Origin of the sequence: Rhodococcus globerulus NBRC 14531 (assembly GCF_001894805.1) — a bacterium.
GTDB classification, from domain to species: domain Bacteria; phylum Actinomycetota; class Actinomycetes; order Mycobacteriales; family Mycobacteriaceae; genus Rhodococcus_F; species Rhodococcus_F globerula.
The window spans coordinates 1,863,439-1,884,813 of record NZ_BCWX01000001.1; the positions used below are offsets into that span (position 1 = coordinate 1,863,439).

The 21,375-nt window shown below is 61.8% G+C and carries 18 protein-coding genes; 14 read left to right on the forward strand and 4 right to left on the reverse strand.

The features are described 5' to 3' along the window. Positions 1-11: 11 nt before the first annotated feature. From uvrB to RG2_RS08360, 3 genes are all read left to right on the forward strand, one after another. On the forward strand, positions 12-2,174 hold the full coding sequence (gene uvrB / locus RG2_RS08350) for an excinuclease ABC subunit UvrB (protein WP_033230821.1): 2,163 nt from the start codon (positions 12-14) through the stop codon (positions 2,172-2,174). 46 nt (positions 2,175-2,220) lie between these two features. Then, positions 2,221-3,096, forward strand: a complete 876-nt coding sequence (locus RG2_RS08355; protein ID WP_033230820.1) for an SCO6745 family protein — start codon at positions 2,221-2,223, stop codon at positions 3,094-3,096. A gap of 160 nt (positions 3,097-3,256) precedes the next feature. Further along, positions 3,257-3,709: a universal stress protein gene (locus tag RG2_RS08360; protein ID WP_033230819.1), complete on the forward strand. Its 453-nt coding sequence runs from the start codon at positions 3,257-3,259 to the stop codon at positions 3,707-3,709. 6 nt (positions 3,710-3,715) lie between these two features. On the opposite strand, the gene RG2_RS08365 is transcribed toward RG2_RS08360, so the two are convergent. The 3 genes from RG2_RS08365 to RG2_RS08375 all read right to left on the reverse strand — a co-directional run bounded on the left by RG2_RS08365 (position 3,716) and on the right by RG2_RS08375 (position 7,535). Then, positions 3,716-4,198 carry a hypothetical protein gene (locus tag RG2_RS08365; RefSeq protein ID WP_051730181.1) on the reverse strand — a complete coding sequence of 161 codons (483 nt, stop codon included), beginning with the start codon at positions 4,196-4,198 and terminating at the stop codon, positions 3,716-3,718. A 50-nt stretch (positions 4,199-4,248) separates the two neighbouring features. Beyond that, complete coding sequence (locus RG2_RS08370) at positions 4,249-6,531, reverse strand: HelD family protein (RefSeq protein ID WP_033230818.1); 2,283 nt, start codon at positions 6,529-6,531, stop codon at positions 4,249-4,251. Positions 6,532-6,665: 134 nt separating this feature from the next. Next, on the reverse strand, positions 6,666-7,535 hold the full coding sequence (locus RG2_RS08375) for a DoxX family protein (RefSeq protein WP_033230817.1): 870 nt from the start codon (positions 7,533-7,535) through the stop codon (positions 6,666-6,668). Positions 7,536-7,709: 174 nt separating this feature from the next. Between RG2_RS08375 and RG2_RS08380 the strand changes: the two genes are divergently transcribed. After that, positions 7,710-9,188 (forward strand): FAD-dependent monooxygenase, encoded by a 1,479-nt coding sequence (locus tag RG2_RS08380; protein WP_033230816.1) that lies wholly within the window; start codon positions 7,710-7,712, stop codon positions 9,186-9,188. Here the strand turns inward: RG2_RS08380 and RG2_RS08385 are convergent, their stop codons facing one another. Further along, entirely contained in the window at positions 9,189-10,127 is a 939-nt protein-coding gene (locus RG2_RS08385) for a DUF5996 family protein (RefSeq protein WP_033230815.1), read from the reverse strand. A 353-nt stretch (positions 10,128-10,480) separates the two neighbouring features. Between RG2_RS08385 and RG2_RS08390 the strand changes: the two genes are divergently transcribed. The 10 genes from RG2_RS08390 to RG2_RS08435 are packed head-to-tail and all read left to right on the forward strand — an operon-like array spanning position 10,481 to position 21,348. Next, positions 10,481-11,743, forward strand: coding sequence for an ABC transporter substrate-binding protein (locus tag RG2_RS08390; RefSeq protein WP_033230814.1), 1,263 nt, complete (start codon positions 10,481-10,483; stop codon positions 11,741-11,743). Positions 11,744-11,765: 22 nt separating this feature from the next. Next, a complete protein-coding gene (locus RG2_RS08395; protein WP_033230813.1) occupies positions 11,766-12,539 on the forward strand; it encodes an ABC transporter ATP-binding protein in 774 nt (257 codons plus the stop codon). Continuing rightward, positions 12,532-13,341, forward strand: a complete 810-nt coding sequence (locus RG2_RS08400; RefSeq protein WP_033230812.1) for an ABC transporter ATP-binding protein — start codon at positions 12,532-12,534, stop codon at positions 13,339-13,341. The genes RG2_RS08395 and RG2_RS08400 overlap by 8 nt, the downstream gene beginning before the upstream one ends. Further along, positions 13,334-14,224, forward strand: coding sequence for a branched-chain amino acid ABC transporter permease (locus tag RG2_RS08405; RefSeq protein ID WP_033230811.1), 891 nt, complete (start codon positions 13,334-13,336; stop codon positions 14,222-14,224). The genes RG2_RS08400 and RG2_RS08405 overlap by 8 nt, the downstream gene beginning before the upstream one ends. Beyond that, on the forward strand, positions 14,217-15,347 hold the full coding sequence (locus tag RG2_RS08410) for a branched-chain amino acid ABC transporter permease (protein WP_033230810.1): 1,131 nt from the start codon (positions 14,217-14,219) through the stop codon (positions 15,345-15,347). The genes RG2_RS08405 and RG2_RS08410 overlap by 8 nt, the downstream gene beginning before the upstream one ends. Next, complete coding sequence (locus tag RG2_RS08415) at positions 15,347-16,873, forward strand: class I adenylate-forming enzyme family protein (RefSeq protein WP_033230809.1); 1,527 nt, start codon at positions 15,347-15,349, stop codon at positions 16,871-16,873. The genes RG2_RS08410 and RG2_RS08415 overlap by 1 nt, the downstream gene beginning before the upstream one ends. 39 nt (positions 16,874-16,912) lie before the next feature. Next, positions 16,913-18,463: an AMP-binding protein gene (locus RG2_RS08420; RefSeq protein ID WP_033230808.1), complete on the forward strand. Its 1,551-nt coding sequence runs from the start codon at positions 16,913-16,915 to the stop codon at positions 18,461-18,463. A 27-nt stretch (positions 18,464-18,490) separates the two neighbouring features. After that, positions 18,491-19,216, forward strand: a complete 726-nt coding sequence (locus RG2_RS08425; protein WP_033230807.1) for a GntR family transcriptional regulator — start codon at positions 18,491-18,493, stop codon at positions 19,214-19,216. 33 nt (positions 19,217-19,249) lie between these two features. Beyond that, positions 19,250-20,416 (forward strand): enolase C-terminal domain-like protein, encoded by a 1,167-nt coding sequence (locus tag RG2_RS08430; RefSeq protein WP_033230806.1) that lies wholly within the window; start codon positions 19,250-19,252, stop codon positions 20,414-20,416. An 8-nt stretch (positions 20,417-20,424) separates the two neighbouring features. After that, positions 20,425-21,348 carry a ketopantoate reductase family protein gene (locus RG2_RS08435; RefSeq protein ID WP_033231397.1) on the forward strand — a complete coding sequence of 308 codons (924 nt, stop codon included), beginning with the start codon at positions 20,425-20,427 and terminating at the stop codon, positions 21,346-21,348. Positions 21,349-21,375: the final 27 nt, after the last annotated feature.

Consider the following 21,375-nt stretch of genomic DNA (forward strand, 5'->3'; position numbering starts at 1 on the left):
ACCCTGGTTTCATGGCGTTTGCTTCCGAACATCCAGTCGTCGCACATTCCGAGTTTCGTCCGGTCAGCGACATCGAGCGCTCTGACGGCCGCTTCGAGGTCGTCAGTGAATACGAGCCTGCCGGCGATCAGCCCGCTGCCATTGCCGAGCTCGAGAAACGGCTCAACGAGGGCGAGAAGGACATAGTCCTACTTGGTGCCACCGGCACCGGCAAATCTGCGACGACCGCCTGGCTGATCGAGCGCGTGCAGCGGCCGACGCTGGTGATGGCACCGAACAAGACCTTGGCTGCTCAGTTGGCCAACGAGCTTCGCGAGATGTTGCCGAACAACTCGGTTGAATACTTCGTCTCGTATTACGACTACTACCAGCCTGAGGCATATATCGCTCAGACGGACACGTATATCGAGAAAGACTCGTCGGTCAACGACGACGTCGAACGCCTGCGTCACTCCGCGACGTCGAGCCTGCTCTCGCGACGGGATGTTGTTGTGGTCGCGTCCGTGTCGTGCATCTACGGTCTCGGTACACCGCAGTCTTACCTCGATCGCTCCATCTCGCTCGAAGTGGGCGTCGAGGTTCCGCGTGATGCGTTTCTGCGCCTCCTGGTCGACGTGCAGTACAACCGCAACGATGTTGCGTTCACCCGTGGTTCGTTCCGCGTCCGGGGTGACACGGTTGAAATCATCCCGTCGTACGAGGAGTTGGCGGTTCGGATCGAGTTCTTCGGCGACGAGATCGAGGCGCTGTACTACCTTCATCCGCTCACCGGCGACATCGTCCGGAAAGTGGATACGGTTCGGATATTCCCCGCGACCCACTATGTTGCCGGGCCCGAGCGTCTCGAGCGTGCGGTCAAGGACATCGAGGCAGAACTCGAACAACGACTCGAAGAGTTGGAGGGCAAGGGCAAACTGCTCGAGGCGCAGCGGCTACGGATGCGAACGCAGTACGACTTGGAGATGATCAAACAGGTCGGATTCTGCTCCGGAATCGAGAACTATTCACGGCACATCGACGGCCGTGGACCTGGCACCGCGCCGGCTACGCTAATCGACTACTTCCCCGAGGATTTCCTCCTGGTCATCGACGAGTCGCATGTGACCGTTCCACAGATCGGCGCCATGTACGAGGGTGACATGTCGCGTAAGCGCAACCTGGTGGAGTTCGGTTTCCGCCTGCCGTCGGCGACGGATAACCGGCCGCTGACGTGGGAAGAATTCAGTCAGCGCATCGGTCAGACCGTCTACCTGTCGGCAACGCCAGGCAAGTACGAGTTGGGGCAAGCCGGCGGTGAGTTCGTCGAGCAGGTGATTCGTCCGACAGGTCTCGTCGATCCCGAGGTGATCGTCAAGCCGACCAAGGGGCAGATCGACGACCTGGTTCACGAGATCCGGGAACGCGCGGCAAAGGACGAGCGAGTCCTTGTCACGACATTGACCAAGAAGATGTCGGAAGATCTCACCGATTATCTGCTCGAACTCGGAATTCGGGTTCGCTATCTGCACTCCGACATCGACACGTTACGTCGCGTCGAACTGCTGCGGCAGTTGCGACTGGGGGAGTACGACGTCCTGGTCGGTATCAACCTTCTGCGTGAGGGCCTCGACCTTCCCGAGGTGTCGCTGGTTGCGATTCTCGATGCCGACAAGGAGGGCTTCCTGCGGAGTTCCACCAGCCTTATCCAGACCATCGGCCGCGCTGCTCGTAACGTGTCCGGCCAGGTTCACATGTACGCGGACAAGATCACTGCGTCCATGGCCCAGGCAATCGAAGAGACCGAGCGTCGCCGTGAGAAGCAGGTCGAATACAACAAGAAGATGGGGGTTGATCCCCAGCCTCTCCGCAAGAAGATCGCCGACATCCTCGATCAGGTCTACGAGGAGGCCGAGGACACTGCTGCGTCCGTCGACATCGGTGGTTCCGGACGTAACGCGACGCGTGGCCGTCGAGCGCAGGGCGAAGCAGGCCGCGCGGTCAGTGCAGGGGTGTACGAAGGCCGCGACACCAAATCGATGCCCCGGGCCGAATTGGCAGACCTGGTCAAGGAACTCACAGATCAGATGATGAATGCCGCCCGGGACTTGCAGTTCGAGTTGGCCGGTCGTTTGCGTGACGAAATCTCGGATCTCAAGAAGGAGCTTCGAGGCATGGACGCGGCCGGTTTGAAGTAGTTCGGTGGGATGTGTGTGAATCGGGAACGCCCGCTACGGTTCACATATGGATGCACAGACTGCCGGCAAGACCGGCCGTACTCTCGAACTTCTCCATTCGTTGGCTTACTTCGTTCCGGAGACGGAAAAGGAATTGGTTGCGCTTGGGCTCGAGCCGGGCCGGATGGTGTACTTCGCGGGTCGCGCTGCGCCCTTGGGTACTCCACCCGCCACCGTCGTGACGTCGGCGTTCTACAACTTCAATCCGGAGTTGGTCGCCAGCGTGATTCCGCGCGCGTGGGACCTCGCGAAACCGTCGGAGATTGTTGCTGCGCGCTACCGCGCCATCGACGCCGCGTACGTTCGTCTCCTCGGCGAAGAGGTGACGTCGTCACAGGACATGGCTGAAGCTGCCGAGTTGATTTCCATTGCAGCGCGGAACATCCCCGGCGTCGAGGGGCGTCCGCTGTACGCCGGTTGGGCTTCCGTCGAGTGGCCGACCGTGCCGCACCTCGCGTTCTGGCACGCACTGACTTTGCTGCGGGAGTACCGCGGTGACGGACACATCGCCGCACTGCAGACTGCCGGACTGAACGGGTTGGAAGCCTTGATCACCCACACCGCCACGGGTATCGGATTCCAGCAGAAGTTTGCTCAGAGTCGTCGCGGGTGGTCTGCCGAGCAGTGGGCGCAAGGTGTCCAGGATCTTCAGGATCGAGAGTTGCTCGATCGTAAGTCGGGAGCACTGACCGAGGACGGGCAGGAACTGCGCGACGTCGTGGAGGACTTGACGGACGATCTGGCTTTGGCGCCGTGGGACGCCTTGGGCGAATCCGGAGCAGACAGGCTTCTCGAACTGGCAGCGCCGTGGCGTGCTGCACTGACTGAACAGGACGTGTTTCCCGCAGCGCTTTTCGGTCCGCGATTCGGAAACCTGCGCTGATCCGGAATTCAGTGTAATTTTTTTGATGTGACTGCAGATCACATTCACTGCGGTCTTGTGGCGTGTATGGCAATTGGCACTATCGCTGCGCTCTGCCCGCTAATGTCAGCAGCGCTGACTTTCCCGTAACCGCTGACTATCTCGTAACCATGGAGGATGAATGAGTGCCTACCGGACCGTTGTCGTAGGAACCGATGGCTCCGAGTCGTCACTGAAAGCAGTCGACCGGGCCGCAAGCATTGCAGCCGATGCCAGTGCGCAATTGATTATCGCGTGCGCGTACTACCCGGCAGACCCCAAGGACGTCAGCGCTGCGGCAGATGTACTCGGCGACGAGGCATACCAGGTCACAGGTTCGACACCTACCTACGAAATCCTCCGAACGGCTCGGGAGCGCGCACATGCTGCCGGCGCGGAGAAGGTCGTGGAACGGGCAATCGTCGGAGCGCCCGTCGAGTCGTTGCTCGCCTTGCTCGACGAGGTCGAGGGTGATCTGTTGGTCATCGGTAACCGTGGACTCAACACACTGACCGGGCGTCTACTCGGATCGGTACCGTCGGATGCTGCACGAAAGGCAACATCCGACGTCCTGATCGTTCATACCGTTCGCTGAAAGTTCTCAGCAGTACTCGGTCTCGGCCGCGTCGACGATCACGGTTCCCAATCGATAGGGATCGGCACTGATCGGCGATGCGGCCGAACTGTTTTCGGTGCTCTCCACGTCTTGGAGTTGGCCTGGTCGGCTGGTGGCGCCGTTGTGCGTCACGCTGCGCAAATTCTCGATGATCATCGTTCGATCCGTGCCCACCGCCAACTGGCGGCAGATTCCGTCCCCGAGTGCTTGCAGGGTGTCGTCGGTAAGCGGTGTGGTGACGCCGTCTGCCGTGATCGCGTCCCGGAACCGTTCGAGTGCCTGAAGCTCGGGTGAGTCGGCCGTGGCAGTGGCAGGTGCGGCGCCGTCGGCGGTATCCGACGGCGAAGACTCGGCCTGAGCGCATCCGATCAGCGTCCCGGCGCACAGGCCGATCAGCGCAGCTCCGACGACCTGTGGGCGGCGACGGAGTAGCCACTGCGGCATGCGTGCGGCGATCGGAGCGGTCACGAGAAGATTTCCTTCAGTAGAAGTGGCACGAGAGAACCTACTCGGTCGCATCACATCACGGGTGTGAATGCAGCTTCGGCGATGTTGTCGAGCACAGCCGGAAGCGATTCGACGTGAATGATGCCGAGCCGCTGTGTTGCTCGGGTCAGTGCGACGTACAGGTCATTCATGCCACGCGGCGATTCCTCGAGGATATCCGAGGGTTCGACGATGAAAACGGTGTCGAATTCCAGGCCCTTGACGTCCTTGACGGAGAGCACGCTGACAGAGTCGCCGGCGAGGCCGGACAGGTTCTTCACCGTCTCGTGCCCGGCGATCACCGCAGTCAAGCCTGCGTGAGACTCGTGCTCGATGCAGCGACGCACCGTTTCCTGGAGATTCTCCGCTGTGGTTTTCAGTGACCACGGTGCAAAACCGCTATCTCTGACCGACCGGGGTACTGCTTGCGTGGGATCGATTTCCTCGAGCACCCGGTGTGCCACATCCATGATTTCCGACGGGGTTCGGTAGTTCACGGTCAGCTGCGTGAGCTTCCACCGCTTTGCGACGTATGGTTCGAGGATTGTCTGCCATGACGACGTGCCGGCGGGATCACCCGTCTGCGCAGTGTCGCCCACCAACGTCATCCAGCGATTCGGTATGCGGCGCATTAACATTCGCCACGCCATGGCCGACAACTCCTGAGCCTCGTCGACGATTACGTGACCGTACGTCCAGGTTCGATCACCCGCGGCGCGCTCGGCAGTGGTCTGATGCTGGCCCAGGTCGTGACGCTGCGCGAGTTGACTGGCGTCGATCAGGTCGTAGGCCATCAGGATTTCGGGGTCCATCTCGTCTTCGAGATCCTGCGGCGCCGACCCTGTCAGAATATCGAGAGCGCCCTGTGCGTCGGCAATCTGAGCGCGCCATTGTCGTTGTGCCCGTTCGCGTTCCGCGGCGTCGTCAACGCCGAGAATCTCGGCCAGCTCGTCGAGTAGCGGTGCGTCGGCAGCACTGAATCCGGGGCCGACACTCTGCAACAATTCCGAGCGCTGGTTGTCGTCCAATTGTGGAGCGGCTTTTTCCAGTCGTCTCGGTGACGTCCAGAGTTCGGCGAGAATCTGTTGCGGCGACAACTCGGGCCATAGTGAGCCGATTGCGGACATGATGTCGGCGTCTTCGCGCATTTCGTCACGGATGTCGGCGATGTCGTCTCGACTCAGGAGCGAACCGCCGTCCACCAGATTTCCGCCGATGATCTCGGCCATCTGTAGAGCCAGCGCTTCGATGACCGCTGATACGAAGATCGGCCTGGCCAAGTTGTGCGGCCGGCGGGACGAGCGGGCACGGCCACGGGCCTTGGTGACTGTCTTTCGATCCAGCTTCAGGTCGTAAGTGTCGAATCGGAGAACAATCGGCGATGACGGTACTTCCTGGCGATCACGGACAGCGTTCTTGAGTACGTCGAGGATGTCGAGTGAACCCTTGATCTCACCGGCCGCAAGCGAATCGATTCGTGTTGCGCGCACTCCGGGATACAGGTCGCCGATGGTGGAGAGTAGAACGCCGGTTTCACCAAGTGACGGGAGCACCTGACTGATGTAGTCGAGGAATGTTGCGTTGGGGCCGATGATGAGTACTCCGGCCTTCGCCAATTGCTGGCGATAGGTGTAGAGCAGGAACGCCGCACGGTGGAGCGCCACAGCGGTTTTGCCGGTACCGGGGCCACCCTGAACTACGAGCACACTCTTGTGTTCGGATCGGATGATCGAATCCTGCTCGGTCTGGATGGTTTCGACGATGTCGTTCATCTGGCCCGTGCGGGCGGCGTTCAATGCGTCGAGTAGCGCGCTCTCGCCGGCTACGCCACCGGCTTCGGTGACAACGCCGGCAGCGCGAGCTGCGTCGAGGTCGAGGTATTCGTCGTTGATTCCGGTGACCGCGCGGCTACGGCTACGGATGTGGCGTCGACGCTTCACGCCCTCAGGCGCCGCTGGTGTCGCGAGGTAGAACGGGCGGGCCATCGGGGCGCGCCAGTCGAGGAGGAGCGTCTCGTAGTCGTTCTCGGTGTCGAGAATTCCCAGGCGGCCGACGTAGCGATGTTCGTCGTCGAAATCGATTCTGCCGAAACACAGTCCATTTTCGGCCGCGTCGTACTTGGCTAGATCCTCGGTGTACATCGCGTTGAACGATTCGCGTTCACTGCGTGCCTGCGGGGTTCCACCGCTTTCCAGCAAGACGGTGCTCAGGCGCGATTTGGCATGCTTCCGGAGCTCGTCGAGACGGGAATACAGCATCGTCACGTACTGCTGCTCGAGCTGTTGCTCGGTGTGTGACGGGTCCGCGTCGGGCAAGGGTTCTCCTAGGCTTGGTGAAAGAAGTTCGAGCACCGCAAAAGTGCCAAGACAGTCTAGTTCGCTTAGGTGAATGGGGTGTATCCAACGAGGTCAGGCCACCCGAGGGTGGCCTGACCGGACGTGTGATTGTGTCAGTGCGTCAATTCGTCGCGCTTCTCGCGGGCCTTCGCCAGGGCGATTTCGGCGCGTTTGCGAGCTCGCTTGCCGAGGACCTCGGACTGCTCGGATGCAGTCTCCGCCCATTCGTTGCTTTTCTCGAGCGCAAGTTCTGCAAACTCAGCGCTGCGCTTGCCGGCCAACTCCGCCAGTTCGGATCCACGCTCGCGGGCCGTTTCTGCCAGTTCCGCCCCGCGCTTCTGGGCAACCTCGAGAATCTCGGGGCCTCGTTCCTTTGCGATCTCGAGCAATTCGGCACCGTGAACCTTCGCAGCTTCGGCTAGCTCGGTCCCACGCTCCGAAGCAACGGCGAGTGCGTGCTCGAGGCGTTCCCCGGTGTGCTCGTCGTGGTTCGCGGCTGCCAAGGGCAGCGTCGCCGCGATCGAGGCCTGCGCCTTCCTGGCGGCGCGGCGACCGCGCCAGCCGAGTGACGGTTTGCCCTCGGTGTCGACGGCGGCGATCATCAGGCCGCCGAGCAGACTGACGTTCTTGATGAAGTTGGTGCGTTGCATCGCACGAAGCGTGGGGTCCGACTCGTTCCAGAAATCATGGCCTGCAACTGTGGTGGGGATCAGGCTTCCCGCCAGTGCCAACGACGCGATGCGTGGAGCCTTTCCGCTTGCCAGCAATGCCCCGCCGCCGATCTGGATTACCGCGTTGAGCTTGATCAGTGTCTCTGGATCTGCGGGCAATTTTTGTGTCACCGCGCCGGGGAGTGTTTCCACTGATTTGTCGATCAGCGGAGTTGCTTTTGCCGCACGTTGCGCAGGATTACGGAGCGCATCGATCCCCCCGGCAATGAAAATGGTGGAAAGAAGTGGACGAGCAATTCGACGTACCAGCATGTTCCAAGCCTCCCGATGTAGGTCCTTTCCACCCTAGCGATCAGAACGAAACCTGGGACAGGTTACGTTTTGCCGGCCGCTGTGGGAAGACTGCAAAAACCGCGTCCATCAGCGAAGAATTAACCGAAACTCGGCTGCGACACACCTTGGGACGACGGCGTGGGAGGTTTGACGATGGATCGCAACGTCGACGTAGTGGTGGTCGGTGGTGGCCCAGCAGGTATGACCGTGGCTGGTGATCTTGCGCGGCTGGGGCGCTCGGTGGCTGTAGTGGAGAAGTGGCCGACGATCAACCCGTCCAGCCGGGCGTTTGCAACGATGGCGCGAACACTGGAGTTGCTCGACGCGCGTGGACTCGCCGACCAGCTACTTGCGACCAGCTCGACCACCCCGGGGATCAACCTTTTCAAGGGTGCAAAGCTGGACCTCACCCACCTGAGATCTCGCTACCGGTTCGCCATGATTACCCCGCAGACCAACGTCGACCAAGCCCTCGAGCTCTATGCCAAGGACCAGGGAGCAGACATTCACCGTGGTATCGCGCTTGTCGATCTCGTTCAGGACGACGCCGGAGTCACCCTCACTGCTCGTGCCAAAGACGATGACAACCCTTCGTCCACGATGACGTGGCGCGCCAAATACGTCGTTGGGGCGGACGGCGCCCACAGTACGGTTCGCGACCTGGTCGGGATGGATTTCCCCGGGAAATCCGTGCTGTCGTCAGTGGTGTTGGCTGACGTGAAACTGACCGCCGGACCGCACGACGGTGGCCTCACACTGGGAGACACTCCACGTGAGTTCGGGTTCCTTGCGCCCTACGGGAAGGAGGAGAGCGACGGTGCGTGGTATCGCTCGATGACCTGGGATCGACGGCGTCAGGTTCCCGATACCGATCCGGTGGGAGAAGCCGAGATCGTGGGTGCGCTGAACCGGGCCATGGGACGCGATATGGGCGTCGTCGAAATAGGCTGGCATTCGCGTTTCCATTGCGACGAGCGTCAGGTTCGCGACTATCGCAGCGGCAGGGTGTTTCTGGTGGGGGATGCCGCACACGTGCACTCGCCGATGGGCGCACAAGGAATGAACACCGGAATTCAGGATGGTGTCAACCTGGCCTGGAAACTCGGCGCTGTATTGGCCGGCGCCGACGATTCGATCCTGGATACCTATCACCGCGAGCGGCACCCGATCGGGAAGCAAGTGGTTCGGCGATCGGGGCTGATGATGCGCGCCGTCACCGTGCACCCGCGACTCGCCAGGTTCATGCGCGATCGCCTTGCTGCGCATATTCTGTCGATCCCGAAGGTGCGTGACCTCGTCGCCGGCAGTTTTGCGGGCACTGAGCTGCGTTATCCCTCGCCGGACGGACAGAGTGATCTAGTCGGGACTCGTGCGACGGAAGTGCCGCTACACGAAGGCCGACTCACGGAACTGCAGCGCCTGCCGGGTTTTGCTCTCATCCGTGAGCGCGCGAACACCTCGACGATGCAGAAACCGGGACCAGATCTACTCGTCGAAGCGCAACGCATGGACGACGGACCGGCGCTACTGGTCCGGCCCGACGGTTACGTAGCGTGGGCAGGGAGTTCTACTTCTCGAGAGGGAGAAGAGGGTTGGCCGGCAGCGCTGTCGCGGTGGACCGTAGCGCGATAGTTATCGCCGCGATCCCCAGCGATGGGGGTCGCTCTCCAACGAGGCTCTGTCCCAGCGCCCCGAATCGGCGGCAGCAGCGTAGGTGGTCTGTAGAAACGCAAGCAGTGTCGCGTCCGGGTCGGTGGCCGTCCGGACTGCTTCGTACGGCAGAAGAAACTGACCGAAATCGTTGCTGTAGAACGCTGCCGACGGTTCGACGCGATAACCCTCGAACGCAGCAGGTGCGGGGTACGAGTACGAGTAGAACGCGCCTTCCTCGCCGCCGCCGGGCCAGAAGCCGCAGCTGCTCAATTCGTGAGAGTAACCTTCCACCATCACCCAGTCGCCACAGTTGGGGGCTCCCCCTGGATGTGGTGGCGCAGTGCGTCCGGAGAATCGTGTACAGGCGAGGTCCATTGCGCCCCAGAAGAAATGGACCGGAGATACCTTTCCGATGAATCCCGCACGGAACGACGCGATGACGCGGTCGGCCTGAACGAGTTGGCGCCAGAACAAGTGGACGGCTTCGGCGTCGTAGGAGCAGTGGACGTGATCGTCGGCAAACGGAAGCGCCGGCTCGACTTCATTCGGTGTTGGCTGAATTTCCACTGAAATGCCCAGGGCGCGTAGTGCTTCCATCGTGCGTGCATAGAACGTCGATACCGATTGAGGTTCGAGTGGAATCTCGTGTGACGCCCCGGAGCTATCGCGGATGCGTAGCTGGTGTTCGCAGAAATCGAACTCGATATCGAAAATGCGGTCGCCGTAGGGGATGGACGATGTGGTCAACCCTCGCGGAGTGACATAGAGCGTGACCTGCCACCAGTGGTTGACCAGTGGTGAACATGCGAGTCGGATCTTTCCCACGATCTGCACCCACATGTGCAGGGTGTCGCGCGTGTCGGTCCAGTCGTTCACACGCAGTGCTGGCCAATCCGCCGGCGTGTTGGATGTTGTCATTTGACGTCCTCCGCACTCGATCGGTAATCGGGCCTACTTCGGAGTCTGGCACGGGTGGGTTCGACATGCACGCAACCGATGACGTGACATAGCTCCGCTGAAATCTATTGGTACGTACCTATAGCTGACGAATGTGGATCGCAAATTTGGCTTTGAGCTGCATATTTCAATTCAGACCGAAAATTCTTTGGTACGCACCTTGACTTGTGAACTGGCTCACGCTTATATCTAAACCTGAACTTAGATTTATATCTGACGCGAAATGACTGCGTCCTGGCTGCCGGCTCGGATTGTCGGTGTGCCACAACCGCTTGCCCTGTTTCATCCCGTCCACCAACTGTCCTGGAGAACGAATGAAGAACAAGCTCAAGGTCCTCGGTCCGACGCTAGTGATCGCACTTGCCATCGCCGGCTGCTCCTCGAAGGCGACCGACAATGCCGACTCGGGAGAATCGGGCGGCGTGAAGGCAGGCGTCGGCGTGACGTCCGATGCCATCACCCTCGGTGCGCTGGTCCCTCTCAGTGGACCGATCGGCGGTCTTGGCCAGGACGGGGTTGCAGGCATCCAACTGTGGTTCGACAAGGTCAATGCCGGCGGTGGAGTCTGCGATCGTGAATTGCGGATCGAATCGCGTGACAACAAGTACAACTCGCAGGAGACGATGACGCAGTACACGTCGCTGCGGACGGATATCGCGGGAATTGTCAATCTGTCGCCGGGAACTGACGCGGTGACGCTCGGGCCCAAGCTCGCTCAGGACGGACTCGCCGTATTGGCAGGTTCGTACGATCCGGTGCTCCTGACCGTGCCGCAGGCCTTCATGCCGGGGGCGCCGTACGACGTCGAAGCTGTCAACGGTGTTGCCTACCTCGTGGAGAAAGGGATCCTCAAGGAGGGCGACACGATCGGTGTCATCGCGTATCCCAACGGCATCGGTGTAGCGGTGACAAACGGGGTGGCCGGTGCAGCGCAACAGTTCGGTCTGAAGGTGGAGAACACAAAGATCGACAGCACGGCTACCGACGCGACCGCGCAGGTCAACACTTTGCGCCAGGCGGGTGCCAAGGCGATAGTCATGGGCACCGCGAGCGCACAAACCGTTTCGGCTGCTGCTGTCGCGAAGGCCGGCGGATACGACGTCGTGATTCAAGCCACCAACTTGCTGTCAAGTGGCGACCTGGCGGGGCCGGCCCGTGATGCGCTTGTCGATCACGTTGTCCTGACCTCGAACAGTGCACCGTTCAGTTCTGATGCGGCGCCGGTCCAGGAACTTCTCGCCGCCTGGGAGGCCAAGTACGGCGACCGCGCGGCAACCGCACCTGCTGCCGCCGGGTATCTGATGGCGCAACTGCTCGAAAAGGGCCTGAACCAGGCGTGTGAGGACAAGGATCTGACTCCGCAGGGCATCACCACAGCCATGAGCAAAGTGGGAGTAATCGACACCGACGGTCTCGCTGTCGACCTCGATTTCTCCAACCCAGGAACGGCGCCGTCGCTGGAGTCGTTCATTCTCGTGCCGGATCCGAATGCCAAGGGTGGAACCGTGATTGCGCAGACTCCCACCGCCAGCGCCGCTGCAGTGAAGTACGCCGCCGACAAGAGCTACACCAAGTGAGTGTAGGACGAGGAGGGCCACGATGATCGAAGTCGATTCCCTTGCAGTGAGTTACGGTTCTGCGAAGGTATTCCACGACGTGAACCTGCGCGTCGACGAGGGACAGATCGTTGCGCTGATCGGGAATAACGGTGCGGGTAAAACGACACTCCTGCGGGCACTCTCGGGAATTCTCGGTGCCCAAGGCGGACAGGTGGTCGCCGGGACGGTGCGCGGCGAGGGTCTGGACCTCGATCGGAGCAATGCAGACAAGATCGTTCGACACGGCATCGTTCAGGTGCCTGAAGGGCGTCGAATCTTCGCGCAGCTGACGGTCCAGGAGAACCTCATGGCCGGCGCGTTGTCGGTGCGTTCGCGGTCCCGCGTGGCGGCCAGCCTGCGCCGGGTCCGCGAACTGTTTCCGATCCTCGTAGAGAGGGCCGGCCAAACCGCCGGCCTGCTGTCCGGTGGAGAGCAGCAGATGCTCGCAATCGGACGGGCGCTGATGAGTGAGCCGAAGGTATTACTGATGGATGAGCCGTCGTTGGGTCTGGCTCCTCTCGTCGCTCGGCAGATCATGGACACGATTACACAGGTGAATGCGGACGGGACGAGTGTCCTACTGGTTGAACAGAATACGAGGCTTGCACTCTCCGTCGCGCACCATGCGTACGTCCTCAACGGCGGTACCATGGCCGCGCAGGGGCCGGCCGCAGACCTGATCGATTCCGACATGCTCCTCGAGCTCACACTGGGTAAGACCACCGCCCACGGTTCCGCCGTGCTGACCAAGGCAGGGGGCCGGGGTGATGAGTGAAGTAGACGGAAACCTTCTCACGGCCGAGGGACTCACGGTTCGGTTCGGCGGCGTTCTTGCACTCGATGATGTCTCGTTTGCCATCCGGCGGGGCACGATTCATTCGTTGATCGGGCCGAACGGGGCCGGGAAATCGACGTGTTTCAACGCACTCACTGCGCTGTATCCCCTGGCGTCGGGCATGGTTCGTTTCGGTGACGTGCGGCTAGATACAGTGCCACAGCACCAGATCATCACCCACGGAATTGCCCGTACGTTCCAGAATCTGGTGCTCCCGCCGCATCTGACAGTGGCGGACACACTTCGTGTCGGTCGCCACCACCGCACGCGCACTGGGATGTTCGCCGCTGCGCTTGCTCTCCCGTCAGCGCGTCGTGAGAGGACTGAGGACGACGAAGTCGTTCGCACGATGGCGGAGGCGCTGGGAATCGAGAAGTACCTCGACCAGTCCGTGGGTCCGTTGCCTTACGGCATCCGAAAGAAGGTGGAGATCGCCCGCGCTTTGTGTGCGCAGCCGTCGCTGCTGTTACTCGACGAGCCTGTTGCCGGAATGAACGATGCCGAATCGTGGGCCCTGGGTGAGCAGATACTGGAATGCCGCGATCGCTTCGATCTGACCGTGCTTCTCGTCGAGCACGACATGGACTTGGTTCTCGGTCTCTCCGACCACATCACCGTATTGCAGTCCGGCAGGGTAATTGCCGACGCCGCACCTGAAGTGGTGCAACGAGATCCCGCTGTCATCGCCGCATACCTCGGTAGTGAGGCGCCGTTCGAAGTCGAGAGGACTTCTCGTGGATAGTTTCTTGAATGCCTTGGCCGGTGGGGTCTCACTCGGCGCGCTGTATGCCGTGATGGCCCTAGGATTCGTGGTCATCTACCGAGCCACCGGGATCCTCAATTTCGCCCACGGCGGGTTCCTGCTCTCCGGCGTTTTCGTGGCGGCACTCGTCAGCGAATCGCATGGATATCTGGTCGGTGTCCTAGCCGGGTTGGCGGTGGGAGCGCTGGTCGCGATCGTCACCGACGTCGTTTTCATTCGTCAATCACGAACACAGGACCACGTAACTCTGACGATTCTTACTCTCGGCGTGAATTTGCTGATCGTCACCGAAGTCAGCCGTCGTCTCGGAGCGGAAACGTGGCCACTGAATGATCCGGTCGGGGATCGCATCGTCGAGTTCGGGATGATTACGATGCCTGCGTCCCGGCTCATTGCGCTCGGCGTTGCGGTAGCTGCGATCGCGGTGTTTCTGCTCTTGTTCCGCTTTACCAACTGGGGGCTGGCAATGCGGGTGAGCAACCAGGATGCGGAGGTTGCCAAGTTGATGGGCGTGCGTTTGTCGCGTGTCTCGTGGACGAGCTGGGCGATTGGTGGTGCACTGGCCGTTCTCGCAGGGTTGTTCCTTGCGTCCTTCCCGGCTGCAGGTGTTGCACCGTCCTTGGCGGACACAGCATTTCGCGCTTTCCCGGCTGCCGTTATCGGCGGTCTGGGATCGGTCACCGGCGCGCTGGTCGGCGGATTGATGCTCGGCCTGACGGAGGCGTTTGCGGCAACCTACGAGAGTTCTTTGGGCGGGTGGGCGCACAACCTTTCGGGTATCAGCGCCTGGATTCTTCTGCTGGTCGTCCTGCTGGTGCGTTCCGAGGGGCTGTTCAGCACAAAGCAGGTGGCCCGTGTCTAGAGGACGTTTCCTCGTGGTGGGTCTTGTGGTCGCACTGGTCATCGCGCCGTACTTCGTCGGCGAGTTCTGGTTGCAACTAGGCGGTTTGGCGATGGCGGCAGCGATCGCTGCGATGGGTTTGGCGATGCTCGTGGGCGTGGCGGGGCAGATTTCGTTGGCGCATGCGGTCTTCGTCGGTATCGGCGCCTACGGGTACGTCACATTGGCGAGCCCACCCGGTGACAATGTCTGGGGCCTGGGTTTGCCGCCTGCGGTCGCAGCCGTCGGGGCAGTGCTCACCGCGGGGATCGGGGGCCTGCTGCTCAGCCCGTTGTCGAGTCGGGTAACCGGACTCTATCTGGCGGTCGTCACCATCGGGCTTGTGTTCATCTGGGTTCACTTTCTCAACGAGGTCGAACAATTGAGCGGTGGCTACATCGGCAGAGCTGTCCCGGAATTCGAGATCCTCGGCGTGAATTTCGGTGACAGCGAACCGTGGAATGTGCTCGGTGTGCCCTTCGGCGCGGTGGAGAAACTGTGGTTGCTCGGAATCGCACTCGTAGCAGTTGCGTACATTGCGGCTCGCAGAATTGTTCAGGCCAGGCCCGGCCTGGCTCTGTCCATGGTGCGTGAGAGCGAAGTGGCGGCCTCGGCGATGGGTGTCAACGTAGGCCGGAACAAGGCTGCGGCATTCTTCGTCGCCTCCGTATACGCCGGTATTGCGGGTGTCCTTCTTGCAGTGACGATTCAGTTCATCACTCCACAGGCGTTCGGGTTCCTGCTGTCGACCGATTACCTGGTCATCATCATCATCGGTGGTCTCGGCAGCCTGCGCGGCGCCATTGCCGGCGCGGTGTTCGTCACCGCACTGCCGCGGGTGCTCGGGCAGTTCGCCGGCAACATTCCCTTTCTCGTGCCAGTAGGACAAGGCGGCATCGACGCAAACGTCATGAGCGTTTTTGTCTACTGCGGTCTACTGATTCTCGTGATCATGTTTGCCCGCGGTGGGCTCGATCGAGTTCTCGGATGGCTGCTCGGACCGACGCACCGCGCGGGCTCCAGACCCGGGCCGAAGCAAGAACTCGCGCCGCCGCCTGAGCCTGACCCGACGCCCGAACCACACCAGGAGAAGGAGACCGTCTGATGTACACCTGGCTGCATGTCCTTGACTGGCGTGCCACATCCGATCCGGACGCGCTGGCCGTGAGCGACGATCGGGAGCAGTTGACCTACCGACAGTTTCGAGCCCGCGTCGAGCGCACTGCTGCGCAGTGGTGGGCACGCGGCATTCGGCCGGACGACGTTGTGGCGGTGATCGCACGCAACAGCGCCGAATTTCTGGTTCAGACATTGGGTCTCATGAGACTCGGAGCGCTGCCGTTGCTCGTGAACTGGCGAATGACTGCGCACGAAATCGATCGTTTGCTCGATACTGCCACGCCCGCAGGTATTTTCGTCGACCAGGCCTATCAGTCCGTCATGGAGAACCGAGACGATCTCGTCCGTGTGGTTTCAGGAGCGAAGAGTGAGGGCTGGACGGGAGCGGATTGCTGCGGCGAACCACCGGCGCCGTATCCACGGGATCGGTTGCGTGCCGATCAGGCGGCGTTCCTCATGCACAGTAGTGGAACCACCGGTCTGCCCAAGATCATCCCGCTCGATCACGGCGCCCTCATCCGGGGGCTCGCGGGGTTCGCGATCGACATCGGCGACCAGCAGCGAGGCAGTCGCCACCTGGTGATGATGCCGCTGTTCCACCTCGCAGGGTTCGCCCAGGCGATGCAGTGCTTCCTCACCGGAGGAACGCTCTTCATTCACGACGGTGTCGACATCGACCGCGTCATCGACGTGATCGGGCGCGAGCGGATCAACTTCTTCACCGCCGCCCCGACTATCGTCGAGATGCTCGTTGACACGATGGAGCGGACCACACAGGACGCAGATCTGTCGAGCCTGCTCGAAGTGCAGTACGGCGCTGCCCCGATCGAATCGGAGCTGCTCGAGAGGGCGCTTCGTGTGATCTGCCGACGGTTCCGACAAATCTACGGCAGCACCGAACTCCAGGGTTTCCTGTCGGTCCTGCGACCGGAGGATCATGTCCCGGGGAGCGCTCGGCTCGCTACCGCGGGCCAGATCTCGCAGGGATGGGAGGCGCGGATCGTCGATCCCGCCGGGAACGCGCAACCGACGGGCGCACCCGGCGAGTTGTGGGTTCGTAGCGAGAATGTCATCCGCGAGTACTGGCGAAATCCCGTCGAGACCGAAGCAGCCTTCACCAGTGACGGCTGGTACCGGACGGGCGACATGGCAGTGCTCGACGAGGACAACTTCCTCCGGATCGTCGGACGTTCGAAAGACATGATCATCAGCGGCGGCGAGAACGTGTACCCCGCCGAAATCGAGCGGGCACTGCTCGACCACCCGGCAGTTGTCGACGTCGCAGTCGTTGCACGGCCGCATCCGAAGTGGGGTGAGACCCCGGTGGCGTTCGTCGTGTGCGCAGCGGGTGTCGTCCCGGATGTCGGCGAACTGGACAGCCATTGCCGAGAACGGCTGGCGGGGTTCAAGTGTCCGTCCTCGATCCAACACATCACAGAGCTGCCGCGCAATGCTCTGGGCAAGGTGCGCAAAGTCGAACTGCGCGAGCGCCTGGTAGCCGGTTCCGCCTGAACGGCCCTTCAGCTTCGCGTACAAGAGGACGAGGAGAACATGGATCATCATTATTCAATCGGACGAATGCTCGAGTACTGGTCACAGGAAAGGCCCGATTCACTTGGTATTGCCGTCGAAGGTGTTGCCGCACATACCTTTGGCGAGTGGTATCGGCACAGCAGTCGGCTCGCCAACGGCTTCGCTGTTTTGGTGCCTGATAGTGCCACCATCCGTGGCGTCGGTTTTGCGGGAAAGAGTGCAGTGTCGTGGGGAGTGGTGCTTGCTGCAGCTTCCTTGGTGAAAGCCACTGCTACGCCACTTAATTGGCGGCTGAGCCGCCGGGAGATGCAAGAGATAGTCGCGGATGCGAACCTGGATGCGATCGTGGTCGAGGCAGAATTTATGCCGCAGTTCGGATATCCGGTACCGGAGGACGGCCGTACCCGCCTACTCGTCCCGGATGCACAGCCACAGGATTTCGAGAATTGGCTGGCGCAGTTTTCCGAGGAGCCTGTGACACCCGCCGCCGGCCCGGACGATATCGCGCTCATGGTTTATACGTCGGGAACATCCGGTCGGCCCAAGGGTGTGCAGCTGTCCAACCGGGCGATCGCTGCCAATCTTGCGTCCAACCCACCCTGGCAGATCCACCCGGGAGACGTTGTCATGGTTCCGGCGCCGAACTTCCATATTTCCGGCACCGGTTGGATCTTCTACTGTCTCGGGCTTGGCGCCGGTTCGCACCACGTTCTCGACGTCCGTCCGGAGTTGGTGCTGCCCGTCCTGGCCGGGGGCGCTGTCAACCACGCTTTGACAGTGCCCGCCGTGGTGCAGATGTTGGTCGAGCACGAGAGTGCGCGCCGCTCGACGTACCCGGAGTTGCGGACCCTGATCTATGGCGGTTCGCCGATGTCGCCCACCGTTGCCTCGGTTGCGCAGGACGTCTTCGGCTGTGACCTCATGCAAGCCTATGGAATGACCGAAACTTGCGGTCCGATAACGATTCTCGATGCAGAGGATCATCGCGGCGGCGGCCTGCTGCTCGCGTCGGCCGGTCGGCCTGTGCGCGGCGTCGAAATGGGTGTCTTCGACCCTGTCACGGGGGAACGGGTATCGGTGGGTGCGACCGGCGAGGTGTGGACACGCAGCGAGATGCTGTTGACGGGATACCACAACCAGCCGGATGAACTAGCCGCAGTGCTCAGTGGCGACGGTTGGTTCCGGACTGGAGACGCGGGCTACCTCGACGAAGACGGGTATCTGTTTCTCTGCGACCGGGTCAAGGACATGATTGTCTCCGGCGGGGAGAACGTGTATCCGGTGGAAGTGGAGAACGTGCTCATGGCGCATCCCGCTGTGCGCGACGCCGCCGTGATCGCAGTGCCGCACGAGCGTTGGGGTGAGACGGTGAAAGCCGTGATTGTGCCCACCCGCGAGGGCCTGGATGTGAGCGACGTGATCTCCTACTGCCGGCAGCATCTGGCGCACTACAAGTGCCCCACGTCGGTTGACATCGTGGCCGAACTACCGCGAAACCCCAGTGGCAAGCTTCTCAAACGTGAGCTGCGCAGGCCCTATTGGGCGCAACATGAGCGGGGGATCGCATGAATCCCCACGACCGGGAGGAAAAGATAAGTGGTAGCTCGGTATGAGGAGGTAGCGCGTTCACTCGCCCGACGGATCGAGGACGGGTCGTATCCGGTGGGCTCGAAGCTGCCGACGGAGATAAGCCTCGCCGACAGCTACGCAGTGTCCCGAGCCACGGTCCGTTCGGCGTTGGGTTCCCTGGAGAGCTTGGGCATGGTGTCGCGGCGACGCAAGATCGGGACAACGGTGGAATCCATCCAGCCCACCGGCGGATATTCGCGCACCGTCACGAACATGAACGATTTGCTGCAGTACTCGGTCGAGACTCGACGGCTGGTGCTGACTCGAGACGGCGTGGTTGCCGATCAGCTGTTGGCTGAGCAGATCGGCGGCCATGCCGGTGATCGGTGGGCGCGCATCCGGATGTTGCGCCTCGGTGATCTCGGTGAAGAGAGCCCGGTGTGCCACACGGACGTGTACCTCGATCCTGACGTCGCCGCTACCGTCGGAGACCGCCTCGAACGCCCGGACGGTCTCATCAACGAGATCGTCGAGCGGTGTACCGGGCGCCTGACCGATCGCGTCGAGCAGCGAATCCGTGCGTGCGCCTTGCCGAACGACCTTGCCGATCTATTGCGTGCCGAGGCGGGTTCGCCCTGCCTCGAAATCACCCGCAGATATGTAGAGAGCTCGGGGGCGGTAGCCCAGGTGACGGTGTCGATACACCCGGGCGATCGATTCGACTTCAACGTGTCGATGCAGCGGCGTCGTTGAGAACAGCTAGCTCAGAACAGCTATGGAGGAAAATTGAGGATCACCGAGATCCGCGAGCTTGATGTGCCGCTGGTCGGCGCCATCTCGAACGCGGTTGTCAGCTTCGATCGGCACAAGGTGTCCCTTGTCGCCGTTGTCACCGACATAATTCGGAACGGGCGTCCGTTGGTGGGTGTTGCCTTCAACTCGATCGGGAGGCACTCGCAGGGCGGTATTCTGCGCGAACGGATGATTCCGCGGGTCCTCGAGGCAGACCCGGACACTCTGCTGTCGCCGACCACCGGGTTGCTGGATCCTGCTCGGGTTCTGAAGGTCGCCCGCACAGACGAGAAGCCAGGAGGTCACGGAGACCGCGCGGCGGCGGCGAGTGCGATCGAACTGGCGGTGTGGGACGTGCTCGCCAAGTACCACGATGAACCGGTTTACCAGACGATCGCGCGAGCATACGGCCGGACGCCGCTGGCTTCGGGTGCGCCGGTCTACGCCGCCGGAGGTTACTACCAGGACATCGACGACCTGGGGAGATTGCGAGCTGAGATCGCCGGTTACCGGGCTGCCGGATACTCGGCCGTCAAGATCAAGATCGGTGGGGTCGAACTCGGCGAGGATCTGCGCCGGATCGATGCTGCCATCGAGGTCACCGGGAGCGGACGACATCTGGCGGTCGATGCAAACGGTCGTTTCGACCGTGACCAAGCCTTGAAATACGCCGAGGCGCTCGCCCCCTATGGTCTGCGCTGGTACGAGGAGGCGGTCGATCCGCTCGATTACGCCCTGTGCAGCGATCTGTGCGAGGTCTACGACGGCGTGATCGCGACTGGCGAGAACCTTTTTTCCACACAAGACGTCGGTAACCTCCTCCGATTCGGTGGTCTACGACCGGATCGCGACATCCTCCAGATGGATGCGGGACTGAGTTACGGCCTGACCGAGTACGCGGAAATGATTGCGCTGATGGAACACCGGGGCTTCGATCGAACGGCCGCAATGCCCCACGGTGGGCACCTGATGAATCTGCATATCGTCGTCGGGTTGGGTTTGGGCGGTTGCGAAGCGTATCCGGGTGTCTTCCAACCGTTCGGCGGTTACAGCGACGATTGTGTCCTGGCCGACGGACTGATTCGACCCGCGGACAACCCCGGGTTCGGGTTGGAGGCGAAGTCGGGTCTGGCCGAGAGAATCGTGGAGTTGGTGACATGAACCAATCTCTGAAGATTGCAGTAGTAGGTTGCGGCGCAATGGGTTCCGTGTACGCAGGCCGCTTGTCTGGGGCCGGCCACGACGTGCTGGTGGTGGACCGCTGGGGAGATCACGTTCAGGCCATCTCAACCTCGGGTCTGCGAATTTCAGGTCCGGACGGGGAACGTGTGGTGCCTGTGCGCGCTTTCCTGACGATCCCGAACGAGTCGGTTGATCTCGTCGTACTCGCTGTCAAGGCCGCCGACGTCGCCGGCGCCGCCGCCTCCCTCGGGATGTTGATCGGTGACGACACCGTGGTGCTCACGATTCAGAACGGATTGGGATCGGCGGACGAGGTCGCTCGGCACATCGGCGCAGACCGACTGGCTGTGGGCATTGCAAGCGGTTTCGGCGCGTCGCTGATCGCTCCTGGCCGGGTGAATCACAACGCGATGAGGGCGATGCGATTCGGTGCTTACGAAGATCTCTCGTTCGAGGCCGTCGACAGGGTTGCCGGTGCGTGGCGGACAGCGGGATTCGACGCGCTGGCTGTGGCCGACATCGCAGCGATGCAGTGGGAGAAGCTGATCTGCAATGTCGCATACAGTGCGCCGTGTGCGCTCACCGGTCTCACCGTGGGCGATGTGCTCGATCACGAGCACATGGGTCCGGTCAGCCGGGCCGCCGCGACGGAGACCTGGGAGATAGCCAGGGCCCGCGATATCGCGATCGATGTGGCAGACCCGGTCGCTTTCGTACGGGATTTCGGTGCGGCGATGCCCGCAGCAAAACCGTCGGCGCTACTCGATCACGAAGCCGGGCGGGTCAGTGAGATCGGATCGATCAACGGCGCTGTTCCCCGAGAAGCCGCAAAGGTGGGGCGGCTTGCGCCGGTCAATGCGACGCTGACGGCACTGGTCCGAACCCGTGAAGCCGGATTCGGGGTTCGATAGGCAGACGGAGCCGAGTGTTGCGACCGG

Bases quoted from the DNA above. Each gene is read 5' to 3' on its own strand.
- uvrB (WP_033230821.1), top strand. From the start codon at position 12: ATGGCGTTTGCTTCCGAACATCCAGTCGTCGCACATTCCGAGTTTCGT.
- RG2_RS08355 (WP_033230820.1), top strand. From the start codon at position 2,221: ATGGATGCACAGACTGCCGGCAAGACCGGCCGTACTCTCGAACTTCTC.
- RG2_RS08360 (WP_033230819.1), top strand. From the start codon at position 3,257: ATGAGTGCCTACCGGACCGTTGTCGTAGGAACCGATGGCTCCGAGTCG.
- RG2_RS08375 (WP_033230817.1), bottom strand. From the start codon at position 7,535: ATGCTGGTACGTCGAATTGCTCGTCCACTTCTTTCCACCATTTTCATT.
- RG2_RS08380 (WP_033230816.1), top strand. From the start codon at position 7,710: ATGGATCGCAACGTCGACGTAGTGGTGGTCGGTGGTGGCCCAGCAGGT.
- RG2_RS08385 (WP_033230815.1), bottom strand. From the start codon at position 10,127: ATGACAACATCCAACACGCCGGCGGATTGGCCAGCACTGCGTGTGAAC.
- RG2_RS08390 (WP_033230814.1), top strand. From the start codon at position 10,481: ATGAAGAACAAGCTCAAGGTCCTCGGTCCGACGCTAGTGATCGCACTT.
- RG2_RS08395 (WP_033230813.1), top strand. From the start codon at position 11,766: ATGATCGAAGTCGATTCCCTTGCAGTGAGTTACGGTTCTGCGAAGGTA.
- RG2_RS08400 (WP_033230812.1), top strand. From the start codon at position 12,532: ATGAGTGAAGTAGACGGAAACCTTCTCACGGCCGAGGGACTCACGGTT.
- RG2_RS08415 (WP_033230809.1), top strand. From the start codon at position 15,347: ATGTACACCTGGCTGCATGTCCTTGACTGGCGTGCCACATCCGATCCG.
- RG2_RS08420 (WP_033230808.1), top strand. From the start codon at position 16,913: ATGGATCATCATTATTCAATCGGACGAATGCTCGAGTACTGGTCACAG.